This is a genomic window from Bacillus sp. LLTC93, assembly GCF_002993125.1.
GTDB lineage: Bacteria > Bacillota > Bacilli > Bacillales > Bacillaceae > Bacillus > Bacillus zhangzhouensis.
Genome location: NZ_PVME01000005.1, coordinates 109,037 through 127,278, shown reverse-complemented (window position 1 = coordinate 127,278; position 18,242 = coordinate 109,037). Strand labels below are relative to the sequence as shown.

General features: G+C 43.0%; 17 protein-coding genes and 1 pseudogene. 12 read left to right on the top strand and 6 right to left on the bottom strand.

Annotated features, from left to right (window positions below; translation table 11 throughout):
• Positions 1-39: 39 nt before the first annotated feature.
• A complete protein-coding gene (locus C6W18_RS15735; protein ID WP_223251730.1) occupies positions 40-1,134 on the bottom strand; it encodes a serine hydrolase domain-containing protein in 1,095 nt (364 codons plus the stop codon).
• Between the two features lie 329 nt (positions 1,135-1,463).
• Here C6W18_RS15735 and C6W18_RS15730 point away from each other — a divergent pair, with 329 nt between their 5' ends.
• Positions 1,464-1,658, top strand: coding sequence for a hypothetical protein (locus tag C6W18_RS15730; RefSeq protein WP_105928182.1), 195 nt, complete (start codon positions 1,464-1,466; stop codon positions 1,656-1,658).
• 15 nt (positions 1,659-1,673) lie between these two features.
• Positions 1,674-2,519 carry a putative beta-lysine N-acetyltransferase gene (gene ablB, locus C6W18_RS15725; RefSeq protein ID WP_105928181.1) on the top strand — a complete coding sequence of 282 codons (846 nt, stop codon included), beginning with the start codon at positions 1,674-1,676 and terminating at the stop codon, positions 2,517-2,519.
• Here the strand turns inward: ablB and C6W18_RS15720 are convergent.
• Positions 2,514-4,172 carry a PucR family transcriptional regulator gene (locus C6W18_RS15720; RefSeq protein ID WP_105928180.1) on the bottom strand — a complete coding sequence of 553 codons (1,659 nt, stop codon included), beginning with the start codon at positions 4,170-4,172 and terminating at the stop codon, positions 2,514-2,516. The genes ablB and C6W18_RS15720 overlap by 6 nt on opposite strands.
• Positions 4,173-4,363: 191 nt before the next feature.
• Here C6W18_RS15720 and C6W18_RS15715 point away from each other — a divergent pair, with 191 nt between their 5' ends.
• From C6W18_RS15715 to C6W18_RS15700, 4 genes are read left to right on the top strand one after another with little or no spacing between them, the layout of a single operon-like run.
• Positions 4,364-5,728, top strand: a complete 1,365-nt coding sequence (locus C6W18_RS15715) for an aspartate aminotransferase family protein (RefSeq protein WP_105928179.1) — start codon at positions 4,364-4,366, stop codon at positions 5,726-5,728.
• Between the two features lie 12 nt (positions 5,729-5,740).
• A complete protein-coding gene (locus tag C6W18_RS15710) occupies positions 5,741-6,427 on the top strand; it encodes a CoA transferase subunit A (protein WP_105928178.1) in 687 nt (228 codons plus the stop codon).
• Positions 6,403-7,068: a 3-oxoacid CoA-transferase subunit B gene (locus C6W18_RS15705; RefSeq protein ID WP_105928177.1), complete on the top strand. Its 666-nt coding sequence runs from the start codon at positions 6,403-6,405 to the stop codon at positions 7,066-7,068. Before C6W18_RS15710 ends, C6W18_RS15705 begins: the two co-directional genes overlap by 25 nt.
• 14 nt (positions 7,069-7,082) lie before the next feature.
• Positions 7,083-8,348, top strand: a complete 1,266-nt coding sequence (locus tag C6W18_RS15700) for a peptidase (protein ID WP_105928176.1) — start codon at positions 7,083-7,085, stop codon at positions 8,346-8,348.
• A 25-nt stretch (positions 8,349-8,373) separates the two neighbouring features.
• Here C6W18_RS15700 and C6W18_RS15695 read toward each other — a convergent pair whose 3' ends face one another.
• A complete protein-coding gene (locus C6W18_RS15695; protein ID WP_105928175.1) occupies positions 8,374-8,595 on the bottom strand; it encodes a YgaP family membrane protein in 222 nt (73 codons plus the stop codon).
• 125 nt (positions 8,596-8,720) lie between these two features.
• On the opposite strand from C6W18_RS15695, the gene C6W18_RS15690 reads away from it, so the two are divergent.
• From C6W18_RS15690 to C6W18_RS15680, 3 genes are all read left to right on the top strand, one after another.
• The gene (locus tag C6W18_RS15690; protein ID WP_105928174.1) at positions 8,721-10,463 is read left to right on the top strand and encodes an adenine deaminase C-terminal domain-containing protein; all 1,743 of its coding nucleotides are present in this window, start codon (positions 8,721-8,723) and stop codon (positions 10,461-10,463) included.
• Positions 10,464-11,011: 548 nt separating this feature from the next.
• Positions 11,012-11,326, top strand: a complete 315-nt coding sequence (locus C6W18_RS15685; RefSeq protein WP_003214053.1) for a YerC/YecD family TrpR-related protein — start codon at positions 11,012-11,014, stop codon at positions 11,324-11,326.
• Positions 11,327-11,419: 93 nt separating this feature from the next.
• Positions 11,420-11,890 (top strand): bleomycin resistance protein, encoded by a 471-nt coding sequence (locus C6W18_RS15680; protein WP_427281649.1) that lies wholly within the window; start codon positions 11,420-11,422, stop codon positions 11,888-11,890.
• A 271-nt stretch (positions 11,891-12,161) separates the two neighbouring features.
• Here C6W18_RS15680 and C6W18_RS15675 read toward each other — a convergent pair.
• Both C6W18_RS15675 and C6W18_RS15670 read right to left on the bottom strand, forming a co-directional pair.
• Positions 12,162-12,655 (bottom strand): annotated as a pseudogene (locus C6W18_RS15675) (DUF3916 domain-containing protein).
• 101 nt (positions 12,656-12,756) lie between these two features.
• A complete protein-coding gene (locus C6W18_RS15670; protein ID WP_105928173.1) occupies positions 12,757-14,337 on the bottom strand; it encodes an FMN-binding glutamate synthase family protein in 1,581 nt (526 codons plus the stop codon).
• A gap of 137 nt (positions 14,338-14,474) precedes the next feature.
• Between C6W18_RS15670 and C6W18_RS15665 the strand changes: the two genes are divergently transcribed.
• Positions 14,475-14,705: a hypothetical protein gene (locus C6W18_RS15665; protein ID WP_034320211.1), complete on the top strand. Its 231-nt coding sequence runs from the start codon at positions 14,475-14,477 to the stop codon at positions 14,703-14,705.
• 40 nt (positions 14,706-14,745) lie between these two features.
• Here C6W18_RS15665 and C6W18_RS15660 read toward each other — a convergent pair whose 3' ends face one another.
• The gene (locus tag C6W18_RS15660; RefSeq protein ID WP_223251729.1) at positions 14,746-14,997 is read right to left on the bottom strand and encodes a hypothetical protein; all 252 of its coding nucleotides are present in this window, start codon (positions 14,995-14,997) and stop codon (positions 14,746-14,748) included.
• A gap of 267 nt (positions 14,998-15,264) precedes the next feature.
• Here C6W18_RS15660 and pcrB point away from each other — a divergent pair, with 267 nt between their 5' ends.
• Complete coding sequence (gene pcrB, locus C6W18_RS15655) at positions 15,265-15,957, top strand: heptaprenylglyceryl phosphate synthase (RefSeq protein WP_105928172.1); 693 nt, start codon at positions 15,265-15,267, stop codon at positions 15,955-15,957.
• A gap of 57 nt (positions 15,958-16,014) precedes the next feature.
• On the top strand, positions 16,015-18,237 hold the full coding sequence (gene pcrA / locus C6W18_RS15650; RefSeq protein ID WP_034320205.1) for a DNA helicase PcrA: 2,223 nt from the start codon (positions 16,015-16,017) through the stop codon (positions 18,235-18,237).
• The last annotated feature ends 5 nt before the right edge of the window (positions 18,238-18,242 follow it).

Below are 18,242 nucleotides of genomic sequence, written 5' to 3'. Positions count from 1 at the left end.
TCATCTACTGCAACTCGAAGGTGTTTTTTCGTTTTGTTTTTAGGGGTGTTCTTGCTTTTTGTGAGCTTTTTGCAGTTTATCGATTAATTGGAGCATGAACCTCATTCCTTTCGAACCGTATCCAAAATGATTAAAGGTTCCAATGAGATAGGCCTCTGTTGCAGGGTGATAAAACATAAATGAGCCGGTTGAACCTGCATTCCCCCAAGAATTTAATTTGGCTGGCATGAAGATTGGCACCGTTTTTATATTCATCACGCCATATCCATAATCAATTCCTAAAGTGAACTTCCCTGGATCACTTTTCATTTGGTCCATGGTCTCTTTCTTTAACAGTTGATGGTGAACGAGTGCTTTTAGGAATTTGAACAGGTCACTTGTAGTAGAGACGATGCCGCCACCAGCAAATACAAAGCTCATACTTTGATAATGCGTAATGTCTGTATGACGAACAGACAATTTCGCTATGTCAAATGGATTTTTTTCTAATGGTTCCATCCGAATGTAATGTGAATGAACCATGCCTAATGGGTCAAAAATATGGCGTTTGAGCTGCTCATGATAGGGCATGTTCGTGATGTGTTCAAGGATGAGTCCTAAGAGATGGTATCCTGTATCGGAATAATGGAAGCCTTTTTCGGGAGGGAAATGAGAGTTCATATGTTCCTTCGCCCAATTAAGTACTTCGATTGGCGTCCATTTTTTTTCGGGATTTTCTAGTATCTGTTCAATCATAGACTTGCCATGTAACGGCTTATCCTCTAAGAAGTCATGTAAACCAGAGGTGTGATTTAATAAATGCTTGATTTTTATTTCGTTCGTATAATCTTTGCCTTTATATATGTGCAGATTCTCTAACACATCTGCTTGTATGTATCGCGAGATGGGATCATCGTATGAACATCGGCCCTGTTCAACTAACTGTCCGAAGAGAACAGCGGTAAACAATTTGCTCACACTTGCGATATAATAAGGCTGTTCAGGATGTATTGCATCATTGCCAGTAGCTAGACGGATGTCAGCATCAAGCTTTTCTGAATGAACAAGTAAATACGCATTATGAATGTTTGAATCTTTTTCTACTTTCTTCTTAAATAATTGTTCAATCTCTCTTTGGACATTTATCGAACCCATTCGACCATCTCCTTCTATATTCAGCCTTTTTGTATCAAAGTGCAGCAGTACTCGTATCTTTACCCATATGATGTAACGGGTCATTCGACTTCTAATAGAAGCAGGTTGGGTACACCTGTCAACGAATGCCCTTGTTGAAGCGCTTACACACCACTAGCGACTTTTGCCTACAAGATCCATATGTAAAAAGGATCACAACGATGTGCTGTCTGAGAGCGCTACATATGATATTTCTTCCTCATTATAAAACAAAAGAAGCGATCACACTCTTTCAACAAAGTAAATAAAGGGATACAATGAGATAAAAGGAAATGAATGGTGGTTAAAACATGGTTATTAAAGCATATATCATTGGTGTATTAGTCATGCTTATTTTATTTCTCATAGCCATAAATAACGTCATGTTGATTGCCATTAAGCAGAATAAATTGAAAAAAGGCTTAGCCATTAGTTATATGATCATTTCAATTTTTTTTGGCATTGCTATTTCTTCATTTTTAATTTGGAAGTTTTTCATTAGCTAAGAGAGGAATGAGTGTATGGTGCAATTGAAGAAACTTGCAAACGAGCGTTTTTCAGCCTTGATCTGTATTGATTCATTTAATGAGCGAATTCGTTTGGATGACTATAGCGGTAGGGTGCGGGATGTGATTCAGTCCGTTCTTCAGGAAGCAGCGGACTGTAAGGCTTCTAAGGTCATTGTAAAAGTAAGGCGTGAGCATATGTCTCTTTTCTTAGAGAAAGGCTTTCGACTTGAAGGGGTGTTTTCTCATTATTTCCTGGGAAGTGATGCGTACGGCATGTCGCTCTTTCTCACTGAGGGTCGAATGAATAGCCCCTATTGGCTGAAGGAAGATGAAATTGTCGCATCCATTCAAACGAAGCAGATCAAAAAAGGCCAAGGCACTTGGCAGGATGAATATGTGATGAGGAAAGCTGATACACAGGATATTCACAAGCTGGCAAAGCTCTATGATACTGTCTTTGAAACGTATCCCACGCCCATGAACGAGCCAGATTACATCCAAAAGGTGATGGAGGAAGGGACTATTTTTTATGCCATTGAACATGACGGACACATTGTGAGTGCGGCATCCGCCGAAATCAATGCACCGTATGGACATGCGGAATTAACAGATTGTGCGACCCTTCCAACATACAGAAAACTAGGATTCATGCATCATTTGATTCTAGCACTCGAAAAAGAACTCCAGTCGATGCATATCTATGTCTTTTATTCTCTTGCACGTGCACTTTCCTACGGAATGAATCAAGTGTTTTATCAGCTTGGGTATACGTATACCGGGCGCTTCCAAAACAACTGCTATATTTTCGATAAAATTGAAGATATGAATCTATGGGTGAAAACGCCGAATGAATCATGAAATGGTTCTCATCTGATCAAGCAGGCCAGATAGGCGGTACGCCATAATACTTAGCTGCAGCTTCATTCGATCATCAGTGGATTTGAGGCTACAGCCTGTTCTCGTTTCAATTTGTTTCAATCGATAGCTTAATGTATGCCGGTGAATAAACAATTCCCCCGCAGATTTTTGAATATTTTCATTGTGTGCTAAATACACTTCGAGTGTATGGATCAGATCAGCCCCTTGTTTTTTCGTATAAAGCAATGGGCTTAACAGCTCCACGTAAAAATCGTGCAAATTCATTCCGGCTTCGTTCATTTCAAGGAGCATGCCATATAAGCCGAGCTTCTGATAATGAATGATGCTCTCGTCTGTCTTTAGAAGAGGAAGAAGCCTTGCTGCATACTGGGCTTCCTTTGCACTTTTTGCAAAGAGAATGATCTGGTCATAGGCTCTCCCAATGCCAATCACAATCGGATGGACGGGGAAAAAATAAGACCAAGTGCTCCGGCATTCCTCTGATGCGCCATACCACTCCGTTTCTTGAAATGCTTTCTTTCCTGCTGGTGTCAGCACAAAAACGGAATCAAGCCTTGCCTTTAGTAAAAAAGGAATATGTCTGCGTTCAAATATCGATGTGAGTAATTGAGATAGGCGCTGCACCATCTGATGATCGAGCTGTGTGTGCTGATGCTGAAAGTGAAAGTAGATGACAACTTGTTCATCACTCATATCATATTGAAGCTTTCTTGCTTGTTCGACCACATAGCTTTCTTCTGTGTATTGCTGCTGCAACATATCATCTAACAAATGACCCTGCATTTGATTTTCTGTATCTTGGATGGCCTTTTGTTTTAGCCATTCAATCGCATACACCGCCCCGGCATGCTCAATTGCAATCGCATCGAGATGATGCCACGCCTCCTTTTTCTTTAAAGACACAATAAACCCGAAAATATCGCCCATCGCAATCACTGGGCATGCAGCGAGGACAAACGCACCGCACGTGTCATAGACGAGCCGCCCTTTCTCCTCTGCCTGCTTAAGAAGAGATGTTGTTTCAATTGGTTCACGATCTGTCAGAAAGCCAAAGGCAGGAGAATATGTCACTTCATCCTTTACAAGATGAGCCGCCTTTTGATGCAAAAAGACATCGAGCACGACGATGTTCGCCATAGTGAGATGTGCCAGCTCATCCGTAATTTGCGTCACATTTTTATTGCTCACATTTAATTGGGTCAGTCTTTGATGAATCGCTGAAGAATATTTGAGTTGATGGAGCTGACTGCTGACGATTTGCTCTAGGATGGCTTTTGTAATGTCTGAGAAATTGACATGTGAAGGAATCTCAATAAGCGGAATGCCGCTGCTTTTGGCCGCTTGAATCAGTGATGCTGGGATCTCCGTTAAGTACACCCCTTTATAAATTGCAATGGCTGATAGACGATGAGATTGAATCAATTTTTCAAGCCGTATGCGTCTTTCCTTATTTTCTGCAAGCCCAAATCCGGTTGTGACGAGTAGCTCCCCTTCTGAAACCCTGGAAGTGTCCTCGATAATTTCCACGATGGTCACCCACTGAATGAGGCGATCCAGTCCATTTTCTCCAGCAAGCAGTTTTGTTTCCTTCATAATATCGAGCGAGAGTGCGTCTTTGACGAGAATCGTCATAGACTCATGACCTCCTTTTGAACACTTTTATACACGATGTATAAAAAATGTGTGTGAAATTCGGGCATGTGGCGAATGGAGGATGACTGCCCTCTTGATTAAGCTAATCTTATAACAAGTATACAAAATTTTCTTGCGATTCATGTGAAAAGAAAGATGCAGCTGCTGACGAGAGAGGGAGGAATGGCAAAGTGGAGACTCGGAATTACTTAATCAAACCGATGTTGAATCAGGATTATCCTGTGGCTGTGAAAGGAGAGGGGATTTATTTATATGATCGGGACGGAAAAAAATATGTAGATGGTTCATCGGGTGCAGTCACGGCGAGTATTGGACATGGCATACAAGACATCATTGATGCCATGACAGAACAAGCAAAAAAAGTGAGCTTTACGTACAGGTCACAATTCACAAATGAACCAGCGGAAGAACTTGCCTATGAATTGAGTACGCTTTGCCCAGGCAATCTGAACTGGTCTTTTTTTGTAGGAAGCGGATCAGAGGCAACAGAGACAGCGATGAAAATCGCGATACAGCATTGGCAGGAGCAGGGAAAGACTGAAAAGAATCACATCATATCAAGATGGATGAGTTATCACGGCATCACGCTTGGTGCACTGTCAATGTCAGGTCATATTGCAAGAAGAGAACGCTTTGAACCACTGCTTGAAAAACACCCGGTGCTGTCTCCACCGTATAGCTATCGGTCATGGCTGCCAAAAGAAGAAAGCAAACAGGTCGAGTGGTATGTTCAGGAATTTAAAACCGTCATCCAGCGTATAGGAAAAGAGAGGATTGCAGCCTTTATTGCAGAGCCAATTGTTGGAGCAGCGGGAGCGGCACTTGTGCCGCCAGACGGATATTTTGAGGCGATGAAGCGAGTCTGTGAGGAAAACGACATTTTAATGATTGCAGATGAAGTCATGACAGGCTTTGGACGAACTGGGAAAATGTTTGCCATGGAGCACTGGGGCGTCGTACCAGATATCATGGTTCTCGGGAAAGGAATGAGTGCCGGCTATTCACCGATTGCGGCAACCGTATCAGCAGACCACGTAATCGCACCGATTCTCAGTGGGTCAGGGTCTGTGATGGCAGGTCACACGTATAGTGCCAATCCGCTTTCAGCAGCCGTCTCACTGGCTGTCATTCGATATATGAAAAAACATCAGCTTCCTGAACGAGCTGACCTGTCCGGTCGATATTTAATGAATGCCTTAAAGGATTTGCAAACAAATCATTCCATCATCGGAGAAGTGAGAGGAAAGGGACTGCTGATAGGCATTGAGTTTGTCGCAGATCGATTATCCAAAACACCATTTCCTCCACATGCACAGATGACCAATCTAGTCGTTGAGACGGCAAAGCAAAATGGATTGCTCGTTTATCCAGCAAGCGCTGGAGAAGATGGAGTGGGAGGTGCAGCTGTCATGATTGCACCGCCGCTTTCTGTTACGCAGCAGGAGATGGATGAACTCATTCATCTATTCGGGCAGACCATCACGCAGGTCGAACAAGAAGTCATCAATCGAGGGTTTTTCCCATCTGCCATGTAGGGAGGAAAGAATATGAACAAAACAGCGAGCTTTGATGAAGTGATTACGCGATTTAAAGATGGTATGACCATCATGTTTGGCGGGTTTGGCGGCGTGGGTTCTCCGCCATCATTGATAGATGCCATTTTAGAAGCAAATATCAATGATCTGACATTGATCGGAAATGATGCAGGCTTCCCGCAAATTGGTGTTGGCCGGCTCATCACAGAAGGGAGAGTCAAGAAAATCATTGCTTCTCATATTGGTTCAAATCCCATTGCCGGGCAGAAAATGCAGGCAGGTACATTAGACGTTCTCTTTTACCCGCAGGGCATCCTAGCAGAAAAGATCAGAGCAGGCGGGATGGGGCTAGCGGGTATTGTGACAGATGTCGGCATGGATAGCCTGAATCTCGATGAGAAACAATTGGTTCCACTCAATGGAAAGAATTATATTCTTGAGCCTGCGCTGACAGCGGATGTTGCCATCGTGAATGCCTTCAAAGCAGATGAAGCAGGAAATCTAATTTTTGATAAAAGTGCACGGAATACAAATCCGATTGTAGCGATGGCAGGAGACTGGACCATTGCGGAAGTAGAAGAGATTGTGCCGGTTGGCGGGCTTCACCCAGAAGAAATCGTAACACCAGGTGTATTTGTAAACCAAATCGTGCAATCAAAAGGAGTGAACTGGACATGGGCATGGGAGACATCGATTTAAGACACCGCATTGCCAAACGAGCGGCGCAGGAAATTGAAGATGGCATGATCGTGAATCTTGGGATCGGCATCCCGACCCTTGCGGCCGAGTACATCCCAGCGCATTACCGGGTGTGGCTGCATGCAGAAAACGGCATTATGGGGGCAGGGGCTTCACCTGTGCAAGATGAAGAAGATCCGAATTTGTGTAATGCCGGCGGTTTTCCCATTACGTTAACAAAAGGCGGCTCATACATGGACAGCGCGACCGCTTTTGGCATCATTCGAAAAGGCATGCTGGATATGACGATTTTAGGTGCGCTTGAAGTAAGTAGTCAGGGTGACCTTGCGAATTGGATTGTGCCAGGTAAAAGAGTACCTGGAATGGGCGGAGCAATTGAGCTGGCGCAAAAAGCGAAAAAGGTTGTGGTGGTGATGAGCCACCTTGATAAACACGGACAATCAAAGGTGAAATCGGCCTGTACGCTACCCTTAACCGCTAAATCTTGTGTGGATTTGATCATCACGGATATGGCGGTCATTGAGGTCAAGTCGCAGCTGCTCATTTTACGTGAAGTCATGCCGCCGTTTCAGCCGGAAGATGTCATGAGGGCGACGGAGGCACCTCTCATTTTAGCGCCTGATGTCAAATCTGTTGTATAGAAAGGATGACCGACTTGCAGCCAATTACACGTATTAGAAGCTGGATGAGAGAGCACCAGGATGAAGCCATTACGCTTCTAAAGCAAATGGTGCAATGTGACAGTACCCAAGGAAATGAACAAGAAGTACAGCAAATCGTGGCAAATAAACTGTCAGCCATTGGCTTTGATGTAGACGTATGGGAAATCGGCGGCGATGACTTGCTAGAACATCCTTATTTTTATTCCCCTCGCCGTTCTTTTACAGGAAGTCCTAATGTCGCTGGACGATTGAAAGGGAAAGGGGACGGCAAATCCATTTTATTAAATGGTCACGTGGATGTTGTCCCAGAAGGAGATACGAATCAATGGACATATCCGCCCTACAGCGGGCATATCATAAACGGGAGACTTTATGGACGCGGGGCAACAGATATGAAAGGCGGGAACGTTTCTTTACTCTTCGCACTGGAGGCGCTGCATGCGCTTCAAATTCCGCTGAAAGGAGATGTGGTGTTCCATAGTGTGGTCGAAGAGGAAAGCGGCGGGGCAGGCACACTTGCAGCGATACTGAGAGGGTATACAGCAGATGCTGCCATCATTCCCGAACCGAGTCATATGAAAATCTTTCCGATTCAGCAGGGGTCTAAGTGGTTCAGACTGCATATTAAAGGAAGGGCCGCTCATGGCGGAACAAGATATCACGGCGTCTCCGCTATTGAAAAAAGCACCATTGTCCTTTCACATATAGCGGCACTAGAAGAAGAAAGAAATCGGCGAATCACCGAGCCGCTGTTTCAGCATATCCCCATTCCGGTCCCGATCAACGTTGGGAAAATTCAAGGCGGTGATTGGCCGTCCTCTGTAGCAGACCTTGTCACAATGGAAGGCAGACTCGGCGTGATGCCGGGTGAGACGGTTGAGCACGCAGAGAAGGAACTAGAAAACTGGATGGCGGGACTCGGGGAAAAGCATGAATGGTTCCAAGATCATCCTGTAGAGGTCGAATGGTTTGGTGCAAGGTGGCTTCCAGGGTCAATCGATGCGGATCATCCACTTCTAGGTCTATTGAAGGAACAATATGAAGAGGTGTTAAAGCAGCCGCCAAAGGTTGAAGCCGCTCCTTGGGGAACAGATGGCGGATTACTTTCACAGGCGGCGGGTATCCCGATCATTGTGTTCGGACCTGGAACAACGGAGCTTGCCCATTATCCGAATGAATCCATCGACATTGAGCATGTGATCGAAGCAGCAGAAATTATTGCTGGTACGATGGTGAAATGGTGTGAAGTAGCGGAGTGATGAGATCACAAAAAAGAAGGCTGTCTCACTCAGCCTTCTCTTTATGTGTGTCCTGCTGCTCACACATATAAGTCACTGGACAAAAACGAAGAATACCAGATGCCAGTTTCATACCGCCAAACATGATGCTGAAAAGAAGCATTTTACTCCATGGTTTTCTAGCATACAAGGACCCAGCCACAGTACATATTGTCATTCCGCAGGCAATTCTAATGAGCGCTTCTATTAAGCCAAGGTTAGGTTTCATTGAAGGTGAATCTCCTTTTTTAAATTATTTTAAGTGTGATTTCAAGAAATTGTAACGTTTCATTAATGCGTAACGTGGTTCGTTATGTTACGATAGGGCTAATACAAATGAAGGAGAGTATGTGAATGTCCGAACGTACTTTTAATTGGAGAAACAATGACATCCGCACACAAATCGATGTAGTCGACTCAAAAATAGTTCCAACACTCCTTTTAACGAATGGACTCGTGCTAAACCCGTTTTTGAAGCAATGGGTGAAGGCAAATATTTGGATACATGATGATCGAATTGTATATGTCGGAGCAGAGCTTCCTCAAAATAAATCAACTAAACGTGTAATCGATTGTGAAGGGAAATACATTGTGCCAGGGTATATTGAGCCTCACGCGCATCCGTTCCATATTTATAATCCCCAATCACTTGCAGAATATGTGTCTCAATTTGGCACAACAACGATGGTCAGCGATAACTTATTTCTTCTTTTGCAGAGCAATGAAAAGAAAGCGCTTTCCACTCTGTGTGAATTAAAACAGCAGCCATTTCAGTATTTCTGGTGGTCTAGATACGATCTTCAAACTGAAGTTAGATATGAAGATGAGATGCTTCCGATCAACTACCGGAAGGAATGGATTGATCATCCTGATGTCCTTCAAGGCGGCGAATTAACAAGCTGGCCAAGATTGATGGACGGTGATGATCTCATTTTATATTGCATGCAAGAAACGAAGAAGCAGCGGAAACGAATTGAAGGGCATTTCCCTGGAGCTTCTGAGAAAACGCTAACAAAAATGAAGCTGTTTGGCGCGGACAGCGATCATGAAGCGATGAATGCAGACGATGTGCTAAAGCGCTTGTCCCTTGGCTACCATGTCTCACTTCGTCATTCTTCCATCCGCCCAGATTTAGTGAACATTTTAAGAGAGCTGCACGAGCGTGATTTTAGACACTATGATCACTTCTTCTATACAACAGATGGAGCAGCGCCTCATTTTTATGAGGAGGGTATGATTAATCGTTTGATTTCAATTGCCCTTGAAGAAGGCGTGCCCACGATTGATGCGTACAATATGGCGACATTTAACATTGCGAAATACTATCAAATTGATGACTTGTTAGGCGTTGTCGGACCAGGTCGATTGGCTTCTTTGAATATTTTAGATGATCCGATGAACCCAAATCCTGATTCGGTTATTTCTAAAGGCGTTATTCTCAAATTAGAAGGTGAGAACCAGCATCAATTCAAAGAAACAAAATGGGAAAATGGCGGGCTTGTTCCACTAGACTTAGGCTATGATCTGACGATGAGCGATTTGCAATTCTCAATGCCTCTTGGTGTAAAAATGAGAAATGCCGTCATCATGGAGCCATATACAGTGGAGATTGATAACTCTGTCAACCAGCTGACATGTGACCATGATCAAAGCTTCTTTAGCCTGATTGACCGAAAAGGCGAGTGGCGTGTGAATACAATGCTAAAAGGTTTTGCAAACAAAGTGCAAGGCTTTGTCAGCTCATTTTCGCTCACGGGTGACATTTTAGTGATCGGGAAAAATAAAGAAGATATGATGCTGGCACATAAGCGAATGAAAGAAATCGGCGGGGGGATCGTCCTCACAGAGAACGGGAAAATTTTGCACGAAATCCCGCTGCAATTATCAGGCTGTGCCTCTGCTGAACCATTTGAGACTGTTCTTCAGCAAATACAAACCTTGCGTGAGCTGCTCATTGAGCGAGGCTATCCATTTGATTGCCCAATTGATACACTTGTCTTTTTCCAAAGTACCCATTTGCCGTATATTCGAGTGACACCAAGAGGAATATTTGATGTCATGAAAAAAACTGTACTCTTTCCGTCTATAATGCGTTAAAATATAACAGAGTGGAGCTGTATCATCTTTGCCACATTTCTGACAGCTGTTATAGGGCAGACGTGAGCAATGGATCTCTTCACTGCCATGTAAGTGAAAATACTTATGTGGAGTTGTTGAAGCAGAGGGCTTTGACATGACGAGTGAAATGGCCTGATTGAAAAATGAATCTGTCGGTTACGCTGGCCGACCAACATATTTTGAATAATTGAGCGAGGCGGGGCGCATGTTTGTGGTCTCGCCGAGCTTTCCGCACAACCTGTATTTTTAGGGCAGACCTAATCAAGCAGAAGTGATCTTGATATCGGAAGCAAACAAGTTTGTCAGATTGTCGAACAAGGAAAATGACAGAACTTGTCGATTTTGTATACGATAAAGAAGCTTCGGCTTACGAAAGAACTGACGGCATTTCCAGCGTATAACCAAACCTGTCATGATTCGTTCAAAGCTCATTGCTAAGGTTGAAAAAAATAGTCAGGAAAGATACCGCTTTCTCCGCAGAATGTCGTGCGAAGCGGTGCCAATAGTAAAGGAGAAGATGTATAAAGATGCAAATTGATAAATTAAGGGGCAAAAGCTTAGATCAGTTATTCAACTCCATCTTATCCCTTAAAGACCTGGAAGAATGCTATCGATTCTTTGATGATTTGTGTACCATCAATGAAATCCAATCTTTATCACAGCGTCTTGAAGTAGCACGTATGCTTCGCGAGGGGAACACGTATCATAAAATTGAGACGGAAACAGGTGCGAGCACTGCAACTATCTCACGTGTCAAACGCTGCTTGAACTACGGAAATGATGCCTATACAATGGCACTTGACCGCGTAGCAGAACAGCAGGCAAATGACGAAACAAAATAAAGCAGACTTCACTGTAAACAATCCTTTTCATCAAGAATGGCGTTGTTTACAGTTTTTTTATGAAGAACGCTGAAAAGACAAGCAAGGACTGGCTTGAAAGAAGCAACAAATGGGTCATTTAACCGAATAACTTTATCAGAAGGTTGTGGAGAAGAAAAAATGAGATTCAATGCTTTGATACCAGAGTTATCTGTAACAGACATCGAAAAGTCTAAATGGTTCTATATAGAATTGCTTGGTTTTAAATTGGAATATGAGCGTGAAGACGATAAATTTATATTTGTTTCGTTGGAAGAGGAAACACAAATGATGTTAGAAGAAATCAATGGCCATTGGGACACTGGGGAGTTAAAACACCCATTTGGACGGGGAATCAATTTTCAAATAGACATTGAAGACGTACAGCCTGTCATTGACCGTTTAAGAAAGCAAAACATTCCACTATTCAGAGAGCCAACTGTTAGCAAATATAAAAGTAATGATACTACGTTTATACAAAAGGAATTTCTTGTTCAAGATCCTGATGGATATTTACTTAGGTTCTCGCAAGAAATGGCAGGTTAACATGAAAGTCTCTTCTAGAATAGGGCGCGATTGTTGAATAAGTAAAATTAAGAGTGGCTGCGGCTACTCTTTTTTATTTTGAGATACATGAGTAACAGATACAAAAAATTGACTATTGCCGAAAAGGACAACGGTTATTTTTAAATTTGTGTTACTGCTCGTAATCGGTCGAGGGAAAGGCTTGGCATTAGTCAACAGTAAATGTCTGACTGACCAACGGGAAGGAATTTAAGGAGTTGACTAATTTCGCCAAACCCGAACCCTCTTGTTTTTATTTTAGCTCGCCTATAAACCAGAGATGCCATATTCGTCTGCGATGATGTCTTTAAAACCTATGGTTTGCCTATCCTTTGGCACAGATAAACCCCATTCCCTTTGAATGTTTCTTGCATCGGAAAGAGGCAGCCAACTCTGATCATCATCATGTCTATTGAAAAAGTCTTTAAAATAGGAATCTCCTTTAAACACAATGATTTGTGAACCCCATCATTCAGTGGCATCTACTGCAACCATGACACGATATACTTCTCCATCAAGTGGCTTCAATTCAATGAGATGTTCAGCTCTATTTATCAGTGTCTGGATGGACAGTCGCTTGATTTTTTGAGGTGTTTTGCTTGAACAAATAAAATCATAAGCAACTGGTAGAGGAAGATGCCAATACCCTTGTTCAATATCTGCCGGGAACTCTCGTGTACTTTCCTCAATTCTTGTAACCATCTCATTCGTCTTCCGTTTAATGCCGCGAACCTTTTTCTCACGCATCCTCCATCTCTCCACTTCCTGGTCATTTGTCTAAGTTCTTTATACGCGATTGAGCCAAAATGTCAATTGAAAAAAAGGTGCAAAAATGCACCTTTCTTAAACTAGACGGATGGCTGTGTTCCTGAGAACGTCGGCACTTCACTTGTCTGACCATTTTCTTGTCTATAGACAATATGTTTCTCATTAAAATGAATGGGAGATTCAATACCAGCGGCTGCGGATAAGTTAAACAAGCCTTCTCTTAGAGAAAGGATATAATTGCATACACGGTATTTCTTTTCTTCAATCGATAAACCCTTTTGCAGCTTTGGATCAGTCGTGGCAACTCCTACTGGGCATTTATTCGTGTGGCATACTTGCGCGCGAATGCAGCCGACTGAAAACATGAGGCCTCTGGCGATATTCACAAAGTCAGCACCCATTGAAAGGGCAATCGCAATTTTATCAGGTGAGAGAAGTTTGCCAGAAGCAAAGAGCTTCACCTGATCTCTGACACCGTATTCTTTCAATATTTGATGGACCATTGGGAGTGCGGTGAAAATCGGCAGTCCTGCGGAATCCGCCAATTCATGAAAGGAAGCTCCTGTGCCGCCTTCTCCGCCATCAACCGTAATGAAATCAGGATGCTTTCCGCTTTTTTTCATGTACGCCGCAAGCTCTTCAATGTTTTCTTTATGTCCGACCACAAGCTTGATGCCGACAGGCTTTCCACCTATACTTCGCAGCTGTTCAATGAAATCAAACATATCAGGAATGGAGTGGAACATCTCAAATCGGTTTGGGCTGTCAATGGATTGGTGGGGCGGTAATTTACGGATGTTCGCAATTTCTTCGGTGACCTTTTCGCCGTCAATATGACCGCCGCGTGTTTTAGCTCCTTGTGCCAGCTTGAGTTCAAAGGCTTTGACTTCTTCATGTTCACTTTTTTTCTTGAATTCTTCGAAGGAAAAAGCGCCATCTTCTGTTCTCACGCCAAATAGACCGGGTCCAATCTGGCATATGATATCGGCTCCGCCTTTGAGGTGATATGGAGAAAGCCCGCCTTCACCTGTGTTCATCCACGTACCGCCAGCCATCTTTAATCCCGAGGATAGTGCTGTAATGGCCCTGTCGCCTAAAGATCCGTAGCTCATGGCAGACTGCCCAATCAGGCCTTTTACACGGAAAGGCTTTTGACATGTGTACTCGCCAATTACTTGTACATCGTCTTGATGGAGATAGTAAGGTTTTGCCTCGACCTCTTTGGTATGTTCACTTCTTCTCAGTAAATTGTCTTGATCAATCTGATACACTTTCGTTTGGATTTTTTCTGATTGATCAATGCGTAATTCATCCCGCTGCTTTGGAAATAGGACGTTTCGAATGTAATAGCCTGGCTTGTCAAAATCACGTTTTGATCCAAAGCCCATCGTCCGGCTTTTGTACTTCCCAGACATGACAGCTTGCTCATATTCTCTTCTTGAGAAAGGAAGCTCCTCCCGATCATTCAGAAACAGATATTGGCGAAGCTCAGGTCCTATTTTTTCAAAAATAAACCGCAGCTTTCCAATGACCGGATAGTTTCGTAGGACAGAATGTTCTTCTTGTTTTTCATCTCTCATCCAAATCCATATCAATAAAATGATGGGTACAATCAAACAAATCAATAGCAGTGCGGCTATGACAATTAAAGTAGTTGTCATGTCATCCCTCTTTTCTCTTTCATTGCTGTTGTTATTCCACTTTTCGTTCAAAGAGAAACCACTTGAACACATTGTGACGTTTAGAAATGAAGAGGCGGGGTAACTTAAAAATAAGATGACAAGGGGAGGGAACATACATGAATAAGCGTCCAAATACGTATGTACTTGCAGGATTAGGGGTTGGAGGAGCTGTGTTATTAGCGGTTAAAAATAAACAGCATTTGAAAAAATGGGCAAGCATGTTCCGAGCAAATGAAAAGGTTCCTGAAAAAGCCGGCAACCCTGATCCGTTAGATATTCAAGACAACAAGATGGTCGATGAAGGGGCCATGACATCCATCCATTATTTTAATGAAGTGAGACAATAGTTTGAAAAAAACCGTTTTGAATGATCAAAACGGTTTTTTCTTATTTAAGAGAATCGATTAGTTTAAAACCGATCAGCCCTTGATGATCAGGCTTCGAAAATTGAAATTCAACGCCTGACAAATGATAGGTTGAGAGGACATCTTGATCCGTAAAACGTAAAGAATACTCATCCTCATGAACCGGTGTGTGCCTCAGGACCTCGGCTTCTTCTGCAAATAACTCCAAGCCAGCCACTCGATCCTCTTGATCGATATCTACATTGATACATTCATTGACGTCTAACTCAATCATAAATGGTAATATCATCCTTTGTTGTATAATATCATGAGGCGATACAAAACAGCCTTCATATCAAATTTAAACACGTCTTTCCCTTTTCAAATCCTTTCCTATGAAAACGGGCTTTTCCCAACAATTCTCCAGCATCCTCATCTAAAGTCACGACCACCCATTTTCAAAAGAATGAAACTTTTAGCTAAAGGAGGTTACCCGTTTTTTGCGGTCACTGATTTTGTTATAATATTTAAATGGAATGAAACGAATGGAGGAACGTTTTTCATGTATGATGTTACCGAGTGGAAGCATGTCTTTAAACTCGATCCAAATAAAGGGATTTCTGATGAACAGCTAGAAGCGATTTGTGAATCTGGTACGGATGCCATATTGATTGGCGGCAGTGACAATGTGACAGAGGACAACGTGCTCCAATTGATGTCAAAGGTTCGAAGGTTTCTTGTGCCATGTGTGCTTGAAATCTCAACACATGAGATGATTGTGCCGGGCTTCGATCTGTATTTCATCCCCACAGTGTTAAACAGCGCCCATCCAGATTGGATTGTTGGGCTCCATAAGGATGCGATGAAGGAATACGGTGATTTGATGTCAATGGAAGAGATTGTGCCAGAAGGATATGTGATCTTAAACGAAGATTGTAAAGCGGCCAAGCTCACAGAGGCAAATACTGCGTTGGATATAGATGATGTGCGGGCATATGCAAGAGTGGCAGAGCATTTGATGAAACTGCCCATTTTTTATCTAGAATACAGCGGGACGCTTGGAGACATAGAGCTTGTCAAAGAAACAAAAGCAGTGCTTCACGAAACGGTTCTTTTTTATGGGGGCGGCATTGAGAACGCAGAGCAGGCAAAAGACTTTGCACAGCATGCAGACGTGGTCGTTGTAGGAAACGTCATTTATGACAATTTCAAAGAAGCGTTAAAAACAGTTGACGCAGTCAAAAAGTCATCATAGTCAAACAAGGCGAAACGGGTTAAAATAGAACATAAGTTCGAATTGGCGGTGAATGGAATGAATGAAATATCGAATCATCTATTAGAAGGGCTGAATGATGCGCAGAAAGAAGCGGTCAAAGCAACAGACGGTCCGCTATTACTGATGGCAGGAGCAGGAAGTGGTAAAACACGGGTGCTCACACATCGAATTGCATACTTAATGGCAGAAAAGCATGTCGCTCCGTGGAACATTTTAGCGATTACGTTTACGAATAAAGCAGCACGTGAAATGCGTGAACGTGTACAAGCCATTTTAGGACCTGGAGCAGATGACATTTGGATCTCTACGTTTCACAGCATGTGTGTCCGTATTTTAAGACGCGATATTGACCGCATTGGTGTGAATCGCAACTTCTCCATATTAGACACATCTGATCAGCTTTCAGTGATTAAGAACATTTTAAAAGAGCGAAATATTGATCCTAAAAAGTTCGACCCACGCAGCATATTAGGATCAATCAGCAGTGCAAAAAACGAACTCATTGATGCAGAGGAATACGCAAAAACAGCCGGTGACTTCTATGATCAAGTGGTCAGCGACGTCTATACAGATTATCAAAAACGATTACTCAAAAACCAATCACTCGATTTTGATGATTTGATCATGATGACGATTCGTCTGTTTGAACGTATCCCTGAAGTATTAGAGCATTATCAGCGGAAATTCCAATACATTCATGTCGATGAGTATCAGGATACAAACAGAGCGCAGTATATGCTTGTGAAGCTGCTCGCTCAGCGTTTTCAAAATATTTGTGTCGTCGGTGACTCAGACCAGTCCATTTATCGCTGGCGCGGAGCGGATATTACAAACATTCTTTCCTTTGAAAAAGACTATCCGTCCAGTGAAGTGATTCTGCTTGAGCAAAATTACAGATCGACGAAACGCATTTTGCATGCCGCAAATACGGTCATACAAAACAATGCGAACCGTAAACCAAAAAACCTTTGGACAGAAAATGATGAAGGAGCGAAGATTGCCTATTACCGTGCAGATAATGAATTCGGTGAAGGTCAATTTGTCGCTGGAAAGATTCATCAGCTTCATCAAAGCGGAAAGCGCAAATTATCCGATTTTGCGATCCTTTATCGAACCAATGCTCAGTCCCGTGTCATAGAGGAAACATTATTGAAGTCAAACATTCAATACAACATTGTCGGCGGTACGAAGTTCTATGACAGAAAAGAGATCAAGGACATTTTGGCGTACTTACGCCTTGTGGCAAACCCAGACGACGATATTAGTTTTACGCGAATTGTCAACGTTCCAAAGCGCGGAATTGGGGCGACATCTGTTGAAAAAATTGCGGCATATGCAGAGATGAATGACCTGTCTATGTTTGAAGCGCTTGGTCAGGTGGACTTCATTGGACTGAGTGCAAGGGCAGCCAATGCTCTTGATGAGTTCAAACAGCTCATTGATCAAATGACGAACATGCAGGAATATTTATCTGTCACAGAATTAACAGAAGAAATCCTCGAAAAAACAGGCTATCGTGAAGCGCTTAAGGTCGAAAAAACGATTGAAGCGCAGAGCCGTTTAGAAAATATTGACGAGTTTCTATCTGTCACAAAGAACTTTGAAGAACAGAATGAAGATAAATCGCTTGTGACCTTCCTGACAGATCTCGCCCTCGTTGCAGACATTGATAAGCTGGATGAAAATGAGGAAGAAGATCAGGATGCCGTCATCTTAATGACTCTTCACGCCGCGAAAGGACTAGAATTCCCTGTCGTTTTCTTAATGGGGATGGAGGAGGGTGTCTTCCCGCACAGCCGTTCATTAATGGAAGATGCTGAGATGGAAGAAGAACGCCGCCTTGCATACGTAGGCATCACAAGGGCTGAAGAAGAGCTTTATTTATCAAGTGCTAAGATGAGAACATTATTCGGCCGGACGAACATGAACCTTGAATCAAGATTCATTAGAGAAATACCAGCCGATTTATTGGACAACCTAAATGAGAAAAAAGAAACGAAAACACCGTTTGGCCAAACAAGAGAAAGACCGCAAAGACGGGGCCCTGTCTCTCGTCCGCAAACTCAAACCATTCAAAACACAGGTGCCGGCAGTATTGGCTGGGCTGTGGGCGATAAAGCAGCCCATAAAAAATGGGGCGTTGGAACGGTTGTGAGTGTGAAAGGCAGTGGAGATAGCACAGAGCTTGATATTGCGTTCCCAAGCCCTACTGGCATTAAGCGGCTTCTCGCAGCATTTGCGCCAATCGAGAAGCAATAAAACCA

Excerpts from the sequence above, each read along its gene's own strand:
- C6W18_RS15735 (WP_223251730.1), bottom strand. The coding sequence starts at position 1,134 with ATGGGTTCGATAAATGTCCAAAGAGAGATTGAACAATTATTTAAGAAG.
- C6W18_RS15730 (WP_105928182.1), top strand. The coding sequence starts at position 1,464 with ATGGTTATTAAAGCATATATCATTGGTGTATTAGTCATGCTTATTTTA.
- ablB (WP_105928181.1), top strand. The coding sequence starts at position 1,674 with ATGGTGCAATTGAAGAAACTTGCAAACGAGCGTTTTTCAGCCTTGATC.
- C6W18_RS15720 (WP_105928180.1), bottom strand. The coding sequence starts at position 4,172 with ATGACGATTCTCGTCAAAGACGCACTCTCGCTCGATATTATGAAGGAA.
- C6W18_RS15710 (WP_105928178.1), top strand. The coding sequence starts at position 5,741 with ATGAACAAAACAGCGAGCTTTGATGAAGTGATTACGCGATTTAAAGAT.
- C6W18_RS15705 (WP_105928177.1), top strand. The coding sequence starts at position 6,403 with ATGGGCATGGGAGACATCGATTTAAGACACCGCATTGCCAAACGAGCG.
- C6W18_RS15695 (WP_105928175.1), bottom strand. The coding sequence starts at position 8,595 with ATGAAACCTAACCTTGGCTTAATAGAAGCGCTCATTAGAATTGCCTGC.
- C6W18_RS15690 (WP_105928174.1), top strand. The coding sequence starts at position 8,721 with ATGTCCGAACGTACTTTTAATTGGAGAAACAATGACATCCGCACACAA.
- C6W18_RS15685 (WP_003214053.1), top strand. The coding sequence starts at position 11,012 with ATGCAAATTGATAAATTAAGGGGCAAAAGCTTAGATCAGTTATTCAAC.
- C6W18_RS15670 (WP_105928173.1), bottom strand. The coding sequence starts at position 14,337 with ATGACAACTACTTTAATTGTCATAGCCGCACTGCTATTGATTTGTTTG.
- C6W18_RS15665 (WP_034320211.1), top strand. The coding sequence starts at position 14,475 with ATGAATAAGCGTCCAAATACGTATGTACTTGCAGGATTAGGGGTTGGA.
- C6W18_RS15660 (WP_223251729.1), bottom strand. The coding sequence starts at position 14,997 with ATGATTGAGTTAGACGTCAATGAATGTATCAATGTAGATATCGATCAA.
- pcrB (WP_105928172.1), top strand. The coding sequence starts at position 15,265 with ATGTATGATGTTACCGAGTGGAAGCATGTCTTTAAACTCGATCCAAAT.
- pcrA (WP_034320205.1), top strand. The coding sequence starts at position 16,015 with ATGAATGAAATATCGAATCATCTATTAGAAGGGCTGAATGATGCGCAG.